The 13,745-nt window shown below is 61.8% G+C and carries 9 protein-coding genes; 7 read left to right on the top strand and 2 right to left on the bottom strand.

The window, feature by feature from the left end; all coding sequences use genetic code 11:
- Positions 1–48 precede the first annotated feature (48 nt).
- Positions 49–1,278 carry an acyl-CoA dehydrogenase gene (locus LIS66_RS16800; RefSeq protein ID WP_042609193.1) on the top strand — a complete coding sequence of 410 codons (1,230 nt, stop codon included), beginning with the start codon at positions 49–51 and terminating at the stop codon, positions 1,276–1,278.
- A gap of 121 nt (positions 1,279–1,399) precedes the next feature.
- On the opposite strand, the gene LIS66_RS16795 is transcribed toward LIS66_RS16800, so the two are convergent.
- Together LIS66_RS16795 and xthA are read right to left on the bottom strand one after the other, a co-directional pair.
- Positions 1,400–2,734 carry a substrate-binding domain-containing protein gene (locus LIS66_RS16795; RefSeq protein WP_227972620.1) on the bottom strand — a complete coding sequence of 445 codons (1,335 nt, stop codon included), beginning with the start codon at positions 2,732–2,734 and terminating at the stop codon, positions 1,400–1,402.
- Positions 2,735–2,924: 190 nt separating this feature from the next.
- The gene (gene xthA, locus LIS66_RS16790) at positions 2,925–3,737 is read right to left on the bottom strand and encodes an exodeoxyribonuclease III (protein WP_065616015.1); all 813 of its coding nucleotides are present in this window, start codon (positions 3,735–3,737) and stop codon (positions 2,925–2,927) included.
- 298 nt (positions 3,738–4,035) lie between these two features.
- On the opposite strand from xthA, the gene LIS66_RS16785 reads away from it, so the two are divergent.
- From LIS66_RS16785 to LIS66_RS16760, 6 genes are all read left to right on the top strand, one after another.
- A complete protein-coding gene (locus LIS66_RS16785) occupies positions 4,036–4,686 on the top strand; it encodes a GNAT family N-acetyltransferase (RefSeq protein WP_227972619.1) in 651 nt (216 codons plus the stop codon).
- A 66-nt stretch (positions 4,687–4,752) separates the two neighbouring features.
- Positions 4,753–6,480: an autotransporter assembly complex protein TamA gene (locus LIS66_RS16780; protein WP_064363644.1), complete on the top strand. Its 1,728-nt coding sequence runs from the start codon at positions 4,753–4,755 to the stop codon at positions 6,478–6,480.
- Positions 6,477–10,151, top strand: a complete 3,675-nt coding sequence (locus LIS66_RS16775) for a translocation/assembly module TamB domain-containing protein (protein WP_227972618.1) — start codon at positions 6,477–6,479, stop codon at positions 10,149–10,151. The genes LIS66_RS16780 and LIS66_RS16775 overlap by 4 nt, the downstream gene beginning before the upstream one ends.
- A 302-nt stretch (positions 10,152–10,453) precedes the next feature.
- On the top strand, positions 10,454–10,936 hold the full coding sequence (locus LIS66_RS16770; protein WP_042609199.1) for a MarR family winged helix-turn-helix transcriptional regulator: 483 nt from the start codon (positions 10,454–10,456) through the stop codon (positions 10,934–10,936).
- Entirely contained in the window at positions 10,926–12,395 is a 1,470-nt protein-coding gene (locus LIS66_RS16765) for an efflux transporter outer membrane subunit (protein WP_227972617.1), read from the top strand. Before LIS66_RS16770 ends, LIS66_RS16765 begins: the two co-directional genes overlap by 11 nt.
- 15 nt (positions 12,396–12,410) lie before the next feature.
- Positions 12,411–13,613 (top strand): efflux RND transporter periplasmic adaptor subunit, encoded by a 1,203-nt coding sequence (locus tag LIS66_RS16760; protein ID WP_042609201.1) that lies wholly within the window; start codon positions 12,411–12,413, stop codon positions 13,611–13,613.
- Positions 13,614–13,745: the final 132 nt, after the last annotated feature.

Here is a 13,745-nt window from a genome sequence, read left to right as displayed (position 1 = left end):
CATCGATTGCATGACTTGAACAACCTCTGCCCGAGAAGGTAACTACCCATGGATTTCGCTTATTCGCCCAAGGTGCAAGAACTGCGTGAGCGCGTGACTGCGTTCATGGACACTTACGTTTACCCGGCCGAAGCGGTGTTCGAGCGCCAGGTCGCCGAGGGCGATCGCTGGCAGCCGACCGCGATCATGGAAGAGCTCAAGGCCAAGGCCAAGGCGGAAGGGCTGTGGAATCTGTTTCTGCCCGAGTCCGAACTGGGTGCCGGCCTGAGCAACCTCGAATACGCGCCGCTGGCGGAAATCATGGGCCGTTCCCTGCTGGGGCCGGAGCCGTTCAACTGCTCGGCGCCGGATACCGGCAACATGGAAGTGCTGGTGCGTTACGCCAACGAAGAACAGAAACAGCGCTGGCTCGAACCGCTGCTGCGCGGCGAGATCCGTTCGGCGTTCGCCATGACCGAACCTGACGTGGCGTCCTCCGATGCGACCAACATGGCCGCCAGCGCCGTGCGCGATGGCGATCAGTGGGTAATCAACGGCAAGAAATGGTGGACCTCCGGCGCTTGCGATCCGCGCTGCAAGATTCTGATCTTCATGGGCCTGAGCAACCCCGACGCGCCACGTCATGCCCAGCACTCGATGATCCTCGTGCCGGTCGACACCCCTGGCGTGAAGATCGTCCGGCCGCTGCCGGTGTTCGGTTACGACGATGCACCGCACGGCCACGCCGAAGTGCTGTTCGATAACGTGCGGGTGCCGTACGAAAACGTCCTTCTCGGTGAAGGACGCGGCTTCGAAATCGCCCAGGGCCGCCTTGGCCCAGGACGCATTCACCACTGCATGCGCTCGATCGGCATGGCTGAACGGGCACTGGAACTGATGTGCAAACGCTCGGTGAGCCGCACCGCGTTCGGCAAACCGCTGGCGCGCCTGGGCGGCAATATCGACAAGATCGCCGACTCGCGGATGGAGATCGACATGGCCCGCCTGCTGACGTTGAAAGCGGCGTACATGATGGACACTGTCGGTAACAAGGTGGCGAAGAGCGAGATCGCGCAGATCAAGGTTGTGGCGCCGAACGTCGCCTTGCGGGTGATCGACCGGGCGATCCAGATGCACGGCGGCGCCGGGGTGTCGAACGATTTCCCGCTGGCTTATATGTACGCCATGCAACGCACCTTGCGCCTGGCCGACGGCCCCGACGAAGTGCACCGCGCGGCGATCGGCAAGTTCGAGATCGGCAAGTATGTGCCGAAGGAAATGTTGCGTAGCGGTCAGTAATACCGAGTCGCCTAATTCGCGAGCAGGCTCGCTCCCACAGGATTTGTGACCGCCACAGATCCAATGTGGGAGCGAGCCTGCTCGCGAAAGGGCCTGAACATTCAGCACATCAACATCAGGGTCAATACACCCAAACCTCAACCCGCCGATTCTTGATCCGCCCCTCATCCGCACTGTTGGTCGCCACCGGCATCAGCGCGCCGAAGCCGCGCACTTCGCGCATGACCACGCCGTTCCTGACCAGCTCGCGGCGCACCGCCATCGCCCGCAGCTTCGACAGCAGGTCTGCCCGGGCCGGGTCATCCTTGAGGTCACCAAAACCCACCAGGGTCACCGCGCGCTCGGTCTTGCCATTGCGCTTTATATAGTCGAGCACTCGCGCCAGATCCTGCCGCGCCTTGTTGTCCAGGCCGGCGCTGCCCTCGGCAAACCGGAAATTCACTGTCAGACGCTGGGCATGTCGGCTGAGGGATTGGTAACCCTCGGGCATCAGCGCATTCGGCGCCACGCTCATGGCCTGCACGGTCTGGCTGACAAAACCGCTGGCGGCGACGATTGCCTGACCCTGTGGGCTCTGCGCGAACGTGGCCAGGGCCTGCGCCCAAGGATTGCGGGTGTCCGGCGGCAGATAAAAGAACAGGCGCCGCGACAGCGGATAATCTTCGGTAGCGATCAGACTGTTCAGCGGCAACATCGCTTGCGACGCACCATCGGTGATTGCCACGGCTTTCGCCTGACGTACGTAAGGCAAGCCGATGAAGCCGATACCCTGCGCATCGGCGCTGACCGCATCGGACAACTGCTCGCTGGATTCGAAACGTTTCGCCGTGCTGCTGAGACTTTTCCCACGCCGACTCAGGACCAGTTCCTTGAATGTGTCGTAGGTCCCCGACTGATCATCCCGCGCATATAGATGTATGGCGCCGCCACGGCCACCGAGGTCTTCCCAGGTTTTCACTTCGCCGGCAAAAATCCGCGCCAGTTGTTCGGTATCCAGCTGCTGTAGCGGATTGGCCGGGTTGAGGATGATCGCCAGACCGTCGATGGCAATGACTTGCTCAGCCGCCGGGCTTTTCAGATCGCCGAGGGTTTGCAGGGCGAGCAGCTCGCTGTCCTTGATCTCCCGGGAAGAAGCGGCGAGATCGGCGCTGGTGTTTTTCAGCGCAGCGAAACCGGTGCTGGAACCGTGGGCGGCGACTTCGATGACCACGCGTTGCCCCTGCGCGGTCTGACCGACGATGCGCTGTTCGTTGGCGGTATCCGGCGTTTCACGATGGATTTTCAGCAGGCCTTGTTCCTGCAACAGGCCTTCGACCAACGCCGGGCCGAGCTCGGCGCCGATAGTGTTGGAACCCTGAATGCGCAGCGCCGGGCCGTTTTCGGGGATCGGCAGGACGGCGGCGTAGACCGACAGCCAGCCACTCAACAGGAAAACGCAGAGAACACGCAGGGTCATGCCGGCACCGAATCAAGCCAAGGGGATTGCCGGGGAGATTAAGTCAGAAAGATGACTTTCAGATGACACTGATCCCCTGTAGGAGTGAGCCTGCTCGCGATAGCTATTTACTGGTCAACATTTATGTCGACTGATCCACCGCTATCGCGAGCAGGCTCACTCCTACAGGGGAAATGTGTTGAGTCCGGAATCAGGCCAGTTCAAGCCAGATCGGCGCATGGTCCGAGGGCTTTTCCATGCCGCGCAGTTCGTAGTCCACACCGGCATCCTTGACCCGTGGCAGCAAACCATGGGAAGCCAGAATCACGTCAATGCGCAGGCCGCGCTTGGGCTCGTCTTCAAAACCACGGCTGCGGTAATCGAACCAGCTGAACATGTCGGTTACGTCGGGGTTCAGGTGGCGATAGCTGTCAGTCAGGCCCCAGTTTTTCAGGCGCGCCATCCACTCGCGCTCTTCCGGCAGGAAGCTGCATTTGCCGGTTTTCAGCCAGCGTTTCATGTTGTCCGGGCCGATGCCGATGTCGCAGTCTTCCGGGGAAATGTTCACATCGCCCATCACCACCAGTGGCTGCTCGTTGTGGAACTGGCTCTCCAGCAGTGCTTGCAAATCACTGTAGAAACGCTGCTTGGCAGGGAATTTGGTCGGGTGGTCGCGGCTTTCACCCTGTGGGAAATAGCCGTTCATGATCGTCACCGGCACGCCGTTGGCATCGGCGAAAGTGCCCCAGATAAAGCGCCGCTGCGCATCTTCTTCGTCGGTGGCAAAGCCTTTATGAATGGCGATCGGCTCGTTGCGCGAAAGCAGGGCGACACCGTAATGACCTTTCTGGCCATGAAAATGCACGTGATAGCCGAGGGCGCGGATCTCTTCGAGGGGGAACTGGTCGTCGTGAACCTTGGTTTCCTGCAGGCCGATCACGTCGGGCTGATGTTTTTCGATCAGCGCTGCCAGCTGATGCGGACGGGCACGCAGTCCGTTGATGTTGAAGGAAACGATCTTCATGGTCGGCAGTCCTGGCAAAAGGGCGATGCTAGCTGACATGGGGGAGATGGGCCAGTGTGGGAGAAATCATTTTGGCCTGTGGGATTTATGTTGTTAGTGATGACGCTATCGCGAGCAGGCTCACTCCTACAGGGGAACGCATTCCAAAATGTAGGAGTGAGCCTGCTCGCGATAGCGCCCTCCCAGTCGATGAAGATCCAGGGCTGGTCTAACCTGTCAGGAGAACCACCACACCCGCCCAAGGTTCGTACCAACAAGCGCGCCAGCCTCCGAGCGCGCCCCGGGGAGAATCATTGCCATGCCTGAAACCCAGTTCGTCAGCGCCGCCATCCACATGCTCGACCGCGGCTATTCGCGCGAGGCCCGCTCTCTGCTGTATCAGGCCTATCGCCACGAGCCGACCTTCGGCTACCTGTTCGAAGCCGAGCGTCCCGGCTACGAACAACGGGTGCGGGCCACGGTGCGTGAGCTGGTCAAACAGCATTTCCTCCAGGACCTGCCGGCGATCGGCCTGTTGGTCAATGATCGCCTGATCGGCATCGCCCTGATTGCGCCGCCGCAAAGGCGCCTGGGGGTGACTGAGAGCTGGGCGTGGCGCCTGCGCATGGTGCTCAGCACCGGGTTTCGCTGCACCCGGCGTTATCTGGAATATCACGATGCCGTCGCCGCGTGCGTGCCTGGCGACTCCGTGCACATGCTGCCGCTGCTCGGCGTGCATCCGCAGTTTCAGGGCAAGCACTACGGCGAACAGCTGCTCACTGCCGTGCACAACTGGTGCGCGGTCGATGAAACCTCGCAAGGGGTGGTGCTCGACACCGGCAACCCGCGCTACCTGGAATTCTATAAAAGGCAGGGTTATCAGGAGATCGGCGAGGTTGCCGTCGGACCAGTGCGTGAACACGTATTTTTCCACGCCAATCCGCAGGTGTTACAAACAGCCACGGGATAATGATCGAACTTCTTCACAAATTACCTGTTCTATCAGGCTCCCGAGCCCGTGATAGCATCCGCGCCTATGAAGTTTCCACGAAGATTTACCAGCGGCGTGCTGATGCTGTTATCCAGCTGCGCGGCGCTGGCGCAAAGTGAATTGGATGTACGGATCAAGCCGTCCAACGATGAACTCAAGGCCAATATAGAAGGCTATATCGGCAGCCTCGGCGATCGCGACGAAGAAGCCTTGCTGCGCTTCAGTCGCGGTGCCGAAGAGCAGGCGCGCAAAGCCGCTCAGGCGCTGGGCTACTACCAGCCGCAGATCGACAGCGACGTCAAGGGCGGGGAAAAACCGCGTCTGGTGCTGAACATCGATCCCGGCGAGCCGATTCGCCTGCGCAACGTCACCGTGCGCGTCGACGGCCCGGCGGCCTCGCTGAAATCCTTCCGCGTACCGAAAAGCGACCTGCTCAAGTCCGGCGCGGTACTCAACCATGGCCGATACGAAGACGCCAAACGGGTCATCCAGAATCAGGCCTCGCGCTTCGGTTACTTCAGCGGCCATTTCACCCGCCAGAAGCTCATGGTCGATCCGCGCGCGGGTGTCGCCGATATCGAATTGATCTATGACAGCGGCCCGCGTTATGCGCTGGGCAAAGTCAGCTTCGAAGGCGACACGCCGTTCGACGAAGACCTGCTGCAACGCATGGTGCCGTTCAAGGCAGGCGAGCCCTACGATTCGGAACTGATCGCCGAACTCAACCGCGATCTGCAATCGAGCGGCTATTTCGAAGGCGTACGCGTCGACGCCGCACCGACGGCGGCGAAGAATCAGGTGATTCCGGTCGAGGTCAAACTCGACACGCGCAAGCCGCGCACCATGGGCCTGGGTCTCGGTTACTCGACCGACGTCGGGCCACGCATCAAGGCCAACTGGACGCGTCACTGGGTCAATCCCCAGGGCGACAGTTATGGCTGGGAGGCCGAACTCTCGGCGCCCCGGCAGAACGTCGGGCTGTTCTATGACATCCCGCTCGACCCGCCATTGACCGACAAACTGCGCTGGGCCGGCGGCTATCAGTTCGAAGACATCGAAGGCTCCGACACCCTGAGCAAACTGCTGACCTTCGGCCCGGAATGGCACAGCAAGTTGCCAAGCGGCTGGCAGCGGGTGATCTCGCTGAAATGGCAACGTGAAGAATACGAACTCGGCGACGACTCCGGCCTGAGCACGTTGCTCATGCCCGGCATCAGTTATTCCTACCTCAAAAGCGACAACCGCATCGACCCGCGCAACGGCTACCGCCTGAGCTTCGAAAGCAAAGTGGCCAAGGAAGGCCTCGGTTCGGACAACAACCTCTTATATGGCACCGCGCAGGTCAAAGGCCTGACCACTGTTTTCGACAAGCACCGCTTGCTCGGCCGCGTGCAGGTTGGCGGCAGCGCCACCAATGGCTACAACTCGATCCCGCCGTCGCTGCGTTTCTTTGCCGGTGGCGATCAGAGCGTGCGCGGTTACGACTACCAGAGCCTGTCGCCGAAAAACTCCGACGGCGACCGCATCGGTGGCCGCTACATGATTGCCGGCAGCGTCGAATATCAATATTCGATCGCCGAGAAATGGCGGGTCGCGACCTTCGTCGACCAGGGCAACTCTTTCAACAAACTCGAACTGCCCGACCTCAAGACCGGGGTCGGCGTAGGTGTGCGCTGGGTCTCGCCGGTCGGGCCGATCCGCCTCGACCTCGCTCATGCGCTGGACGACGACGGCGGCATCCGGCTGCACTTTTCCATGGGGCCTGAGCTGTGAAGCGTGGTTTGAAAATTACGGCGCTGACGTTGTTGGCGCTGGTTTTATTGATCGTCTTGACCCTCGCCGCGCTGCTCGGTACGCAGGCGGGCAGTCGCTGGGCGCTGGGCTTGGTGCCGGGTTTGAGCGTGGAGAATTTCCAGGGTCGCCTCGGTGGCCAATGGAGCGCCGATCATTTGGTGTGGCAGCAGGACACAAGCCGCGTCGAGCTGAACAGGGCGATCTTTGCGTGGTCGCCGCTGTGCCTGACGCGCATGACCTTGTGCATCGATCAGCTCAAGGCCGATCAGGTGATTCTGCAATTCCCGCCGAGCGAAGAAACCACCGAGAGCGGCCCGATCAAACTGCCCGATCTGCAATTGCCGCTGGCCGTTGAACTGGGTGACGTCGAGGTCGGCAGTCTGTTGTTCAACGGCAGCGAACAGCTCAAGGGCTTGCAACTGGCGGCGCACTGGACCGCTCAGGGTCTGCAGATCGACAGCGTGAAATTGCAGCGTGACGAACTCAGCCTGAACCTGTCCGGCCTGCTGCAGCCGAGCGGTAACTGGCCGTTGAACATTCAGGGCGATCTGACCTTGCCCGCGCCCGGCAGCGAGCCGTGGACCCTGGCGCTGAAAATCGACGGCGATTTGCTGAAAACCCTCAACCTGCACGCCGACAGCCGTGGCTACCTCGACGGCCAGTTGAGCGGCGAGCTGCAAGCGTTGGCGGAAAACCTCCCGGCCAGGTTGCGCATCACCAGCGACGCGTTCAAACCGAGCGCCGATCTGCCGGACACCCTGCAATTCAACCAGTTGGTATTGACCGGCGAAGGCGACCTGAAAAACGGTTATCAACTGCTCGGCAACGCCACGCTGCCCGCGGAAAAATCGCCGGTGGCGTTGCTGCTCAAAGGCAAGGTCGACGCCAGCGGCGCGCAAATCGCCGGGCTCGATCTCAACGCCAGCGACAAGCAAAGCCTCAAGCTCACCGGCAATGTCGACTGGAGCAAAGGCCTCAGCGCCCAGGCCAACATCAACTGGCAAGACTTCCCGTGGCATCGCCTCTATCCAGAAATCGACGAGCCACAAGTCGCCTTGCGTACCTTCACCGGCGAAGTGTCCTACACCGACGGTCAGTACCTCGGCAACTTCGACGCTGCGCTGGATGGCCCGGCCGGGGCGTTCACCCTGAGCAGTCCGTTCAGCGGCAGCCTCGAACAGATCGCCTTGCCGCAACTGGTCATGCAGGCCGGGCAGGGCAGGGCGGAAGGGCACGTCAATGTGCGCTTCGCCGACGGCATCGCTTGGGATACCGCGCTGGATCTGTCGGCGCTCAACCCGGCGTACTGGGTTGCGGAACTGCCGGGCACCCTGGCTGGGCCGTTGAAGAGCAAAGGCGAGATGAAAAATGAGCGACTGAGCCTCAGCGCCGACCTCGACCTCACAGGCAAACTGCGCGGCCAACCGGCGATTCTGCAAGCCAAGGCTGACGGCGCGGGCGAGCGGTGGAACCTCAATGCCCTGCAAATCCGCCTCGGCGATAACAGCATCAGCGGCAAGGGCAGCCTGCAGGACAAGCTCGGCGGGCAGATTGATATCAAGCTGCCGCGTCTCGCGCAGCTATGGCCGCAATTGCGCGGGCAGGTCAACGGTCAGGTCAACGTCGCTGGCACGCTGAAGGCGCCACAGGGCAAGCTCGATCTGCAAGGTTCGCAACTGGCCTTTCAGGATAATCGCCTGCAAAGCCTCAACCTCGACGCCACCCTCGACAGTGCGCAACGAGCGAAAATCAATCTCAAAGGCAGCGGCATTCACACCGGCGACACCTCCCTGGGCACCCTGACCGCCAGTGCTCAGGGCGACATCAAGAGCCAGAAACTCAGCCTCGATCTGCTCGGACCCAAGCTGAAACTGGCGCTGGGACTGGACGGCAATGTGGACAAGGGCAACTGGCGCGGTCGCTTGGCCAGCGGCGATATTCAGGCCGGTGGCCAGGACTGGAAACTGCAAAACCCGGCAAGACTGGAGCGCCTGGCGGACGGCCAGATCAATTTCGGCGCGCATTGCTGGCTGTCCGGCAATGCGAGCCTGTGTGGTGAAGACCAGCGCCTGATGCCCGAGCCGAAGCTGCGCTATCACCTCAAGCAATTCCCGATCGAAAGCCTCGCGCAATGGCTGCCCAAGGACTTCGCCTGGCAGGGCCGGCTCAATGCCGATCTGCAACTGGACCTGCCGGCCAGCGGCCCGAACGGCGTGGTCAGTATCGATGCCAGCGGCGGCACCCTGCGCGTGCGCGACAAGGATCAGTGGCTGGATTTTCCCTACCAGACGCTCAAGCTCAGCAGCAAACTCACGCCCAAGCGCGTCGACACCGAGCTCAACTTTGTCGGCGGCAAACTCGGCGAATTGATGGTGCAGGCGCAGCTCAATCCATTGCCGAAAAACAAACCGCTGACTGGCTCGTTCCGCCTCTTCGGGCTCGATTTGTCGGTGGCGCGGCCGTTTGTGCCGATGGTGGAAAAACTCACCGGCCGGCTCAACGGCAGCGGTACGCTCTCCGGCGGCCTGCTCGCGCCGCTGGTCAATGGCACCGTGCAGCTCAGCGACGGCGAAGTGTCCGGCGCTGAACTGCCGATGGAGCTGCAGAACCTGCAACTGACCGCGGCGATTGCCGGCGAATCGGTGCGTCTGGACGGCGGCTGGAACAGCGGCAAGACCGGCCGGGGCAGCCTCAACGGCAACGTCGCCTGGGGCCAGGCGCTGGTGGTCGATCTGGCGCTCAAGGGCACGCAATTGCCCGTCAGCGTCGAACCCTACGCCAAACTCGAAATGGCCCCGGATCTGAAGATTTCCATGGCCGGCGATGAGCTGAAGGTTGCGGGCAAGGTGCTGGTGCCCAAAGGCGAAATCACCGTGCGCGAGCTGCCACCATCAACGGTGAAAGTCTCCGACGACACCATCATCGTTGGCGCGCAGACCGAGGAGGGCAAACCGCCGATCGCGATGAAAATGGACATCGACGTGATCGTCGGCCAGGACAAGCTGAGCTTCGCCGGTTTCGGCCTGACCGCCAATCTGCAAGGCCAGGTGCACATCGGCGACAATATGGACACCCGTGGCGAACTCTGGCTCAACGACGGCCGCTATCGCGCCTATGGCCAGCGCCTCACGGTACGGCGTGCGCGTCTGTTGTTCGCCGGCCCCATCGACCAGCCGTATCTGGACATCGAAGCGATCCGCCAGACCGACGACGTCATCGCCGGCATTCGCCTGAGCGGCAGCGCCGAACAACCGACCACGCAGATCTTTTCCGAACCGGCCATGAGTCAGGAACAGGCGCTGTCGTATCTGGTGCTGGGCCGTCCGCTGAGCACCAGCGGCGAAGACAACAACATGCTCGCCCAAGCCGCGCTCGGCCTCGGTCTGATGGGCAGCGCCGGGGTCACCAGTGGGCTGGCCAAGGATCTGGGCATCGAGGATTTCCAGCTCGACACCCAGGGCAGCGGCAACGACACCAGCGTCGTCGCCAGCGGCAACATTTCCGAAAAACTCAGCCTGCGCTACGGCGTCGGCGTCTTCGAACCGGCCAGTACCATCGCCTTGCGCTACAAGCTGAGCAAGAAGGTCTACGTCGAAGCGGCGAGCGGCGTCGCGAGTTCGCTGGATATTTTCTACAAGCGGGATTTCTAGAGCGCATCTGCTCATTTCAACCGAGTCGCACCCTTCGCGAGCAGGCTCGCTCCCACAGTTGGAATGCGTTCCCCTGTAGGAGTGAGCCTGCTCGCGATGAGGCCATCAGCCGCGCCATTGATGGTGGATGAAAGGACGCCATCGCGAGCAGGCTCACTCCTACAGGGGAATGCATTCCAGCGCCTCTGCATCGCTAAAACGCAACTAATTACCAAGCCCCCTAACTATTGCGTTGACATTCGCTGCCTAAGCAGTAACATCTCGACATACATTCACTGCCTAGGCAGTCATCAGGTCGACATATGAAGCATTTCACTCCGGAAGAATTCAAACACTGCCACCTCGGCCTGTTGCTCGGGCGTGCCGCGTTGCTCAAGGACCGGATCATCGACACCCACATGGAACCCCACGGCATCACCGCTGCGCAGTTCAAGGTGTTGATCATCATGGCCCAGTTTGGCGTCGACACCCCGGCCGAGCTGTGCCGGCATCTGTCGCTCGATAGCGGTTCGATGACGCGCATGCTCGATCGTCTCGAGCAGAAGGCTTTTCTGCTTCGTCAGCGCAGCGAAGGTGACCGTCGTCAGGTGCAGCTGAAGCTGACCGAGCAGGGCCAGCAACTGGCCGATCGCCTGCCGCACATCGGTGCCGATGCGATGAATGAACTGGCCGGCGCGATCTCCCGCGACGAGCTGAAGACCCTCGAATACATCCTCAAGAAAATCCTCCTGGCCGCCGGTGACCCGATCACCGTCCAGCGTTTGGGTGAACACAATGAACGCTAAAATCATGCGCAGCAGCCTGACGCTGCTGCTGTCGGCGATGATCCTCGCCGGTTGCGCCAACTACAGAGGCCTCGACACCGAAGGCCAGCGCCTCGACGCGGCGCAGTTGAAGACAGCGCAGTCTCTGCAAGGCGTGACCCTGTCACCGGCGGCATGGCCGAAAAGCGACTGGTGGAGCAGCCTTGGCGATCCGCAGCTCGACGGTCTGATCCGCGAAGCCCTGCGCGATAGCCCGGACATGCAGATCGCCGAAGCCCGCGCCCATCAGGCCAGTGCCGCCGCGTATGCCGCCGATGCCGAACGCTATCCGACCCTCGACGCCAGCGCCGGCATCAGCCGTTCGCGTCTGGCCCGTGACCAGGATCCGCGGGGGCAGGGCGGGGCGTACGCGACGGTGCGCAATGTCAGCGCCGGCTTCAATTACAACTTCGACTTGTGGGGCGGCCAGCGCGATGCCTGGGAAGCCGCACTCGGTGAGGCCCGTGCTGCTGAAGTCGACCGTCAGGCCGCCCAGCTGACCCTCGCCGCTGACGTCGCCCGCGCGTACAGCGATCTCGGTCAGGCGCACATCGTTTACGACCTCGCCAGCGAGGACCTCAAACGCACCCGGCAAATGCTCGACCTCAGTCAGCGCCGCTTGAGTTCGGGGATCGACAGCCAGTACCAGTTCCAGCAAACCCAGAGTCTGGAAGCCAGTTCCCAGGCCAGCCTGATCGACGCGGAAAAACGCCTGAACAGCGCGAAAATCGCCTTGGCGGTATTGCTCGGCAAAGGCCCTGATCGCGGCAACGAGATCGCCCGACCGAAAGTCCTGCAAGCCAGTGCCGTGGCGGTGCCGTCGGTGTTGCCGGCGGAACTGCTCGGCCGCCGCCCGGATCTGGTCGCGGCGCGCTGGCGTGTCGAAGCGGCGAGCAAAGATATCGACGCGGCGAAAACCCGCTTCTATCCCAACCTCAACCTGTCGGCTTCGGCCGGGGCGGAGTCATTGCTGGGTGATGCGATGTTCGGTTCCGCCAGCCGTTTCTTCAGCATCGCGCCGACCGTATCGCTGCCGATTTTCGATGGCGGACGCCTGCGCGCCAGCCTCGATGCGCGCGACGCCGATTACGATCTGGCGGTGGCGCAATACAACAAGAGCCTGGTCAAAGCGCTCGGCGATGTCGGCGACACCATCAACCAGTTGCGTGACATCGGCCGCCAGATCGGCGCGCAGCAACACGCTACCGACATTGCCCAGGATTCTTACAACACGGTCGTCCAGCGTTACGGTTCCGGCATCGGCAACTACCTGGACGTGCTCAGCATCGAGCAGCAACTGCTCCAGGCCCAGCGTCAGCTGGCGACCCTCAATGCCGAGCAGATCGACCTGTCGATTCAACTGATGCAAGCGCTGGGCGGCGGCTTTCAGGGTGAAAACCTGAACGCAGCCAACGCCAGCCCAGCCTCGTCGCACTACTAATTCAAGGTATTTGTCATGGCTACTGCCGAAAACACCCAAGCTCCAGACAACACCCCGGACACCGGCAACCCGCGCAAACGCAAGGTGATGCTGCTGGCCCTCGCCGTGGTCGTCCTGCTCGCCATTGCCGGCGTCTGGGCATATCACGAATTCATCGGGCGCTTTAACGAAAGCACCGACGATGCCTACGTCAACGGCAACGTCGTGGAGATCACACCGCTGGTCACCGGCACCGTGGTCAGCATCGGCGCCGACGACGGTGATCTGGTCCACGAAGGCCAGGTGCTGGTCAACTTCGACCCCAATGATGCCGAAGTCGGCCTGCAAAGTGCCAAGGCCAAACTGGCGCGCACCGTGCGCCAAGTGCGCGGCTTGTACAGCAACGTCGATGGCATGAAAGCCCAGGTCAACGCGCAACAGGCCGAGGTGCAGAAGGCCCAGGACAACTACAACCGACGGAAAAATCTCGCCCAGGGCGGGGCGATTTCCCAGGAAGAGCTGTCCCACGCGCGCGACGACCTGACCTCGGCGCAGAACGCTTTGGCCAACGCCAAACAGCAACTGAAAACCACCAGTGCCCTGGTCGACGACACCGTGGTCTCGTCGCACCCGGACGTGATGTCGGCGGCTGCCGATCTGCGTCAGGCCTACCTGACCAATGCGCGCAGCACCCTGATCGCGCCGGTCACCGGTTACGTCGCCAAGCGCACCGTGCAACTCGGTCAACGCGTGCAGCCGGGCACCGCGTTGATGGCGGTGATTCCGCTGGATCAGCTGTGGATCGATGCCAACTTCAAAGAAACCCAACTGCGTGACATGCGCATCGGCCAGCCAGTGGATATCGAGGCCGATATTTATGGCAGCGACGTGAAATACAGCGGCACCGTCGACAGCCTCGGCGCTGGTACCGGCAGCGCGTTTGCCTTGCTGCCGGCGCAGAACGCTACCGGCAACTGGATCAAGATCGTCCAGCGCGTGCCGGTGCGCATTCACATCAATGCCGAAGAGCTGGCCAAACACCCGCTGCGTGTAGGTCTGTCGACCAATGTCGAAGTGAATCTGCACGACCAGAGCGGCCCGGTGCTGGCCCAGCAACCGCCGCAAAAAGCCTCGTTCAGCACCAACGTCTACGAGCGCCAACTGGCCGAGGCGGACGCGATGATTGCCCAGTTGATTCACGACAACAGCGCCGCAGCGGGCAAGACCGCACAGCGCTGATCTGCACGGACCTTGTAGGAGTGAGCCTGCTCGCGATAGCGGTGTGTCAGAGCCAAATATCTTGGCTGATACACCGCTATCGCGAGCAGGCTCACTCCTACAGGGGTGTGGTGTCCATCAGGTTTCATAGGA

The organism is Pseudomonas sp. HN2 (genome assembly GCF_020736465.1).
GTDB lineage: Bacteria > Pseudomonadota > Gammaproteobacteria > Pseudomonadales > Pseudomonadaceae > Aquipseudomonas > Aquipseudomonas moraviensis_A.
The sequence above is the reverse complement of the archived record's forward strand: the minus strand, read 5'-3'. Positions and strand labels throughout refer to the sequence as shown.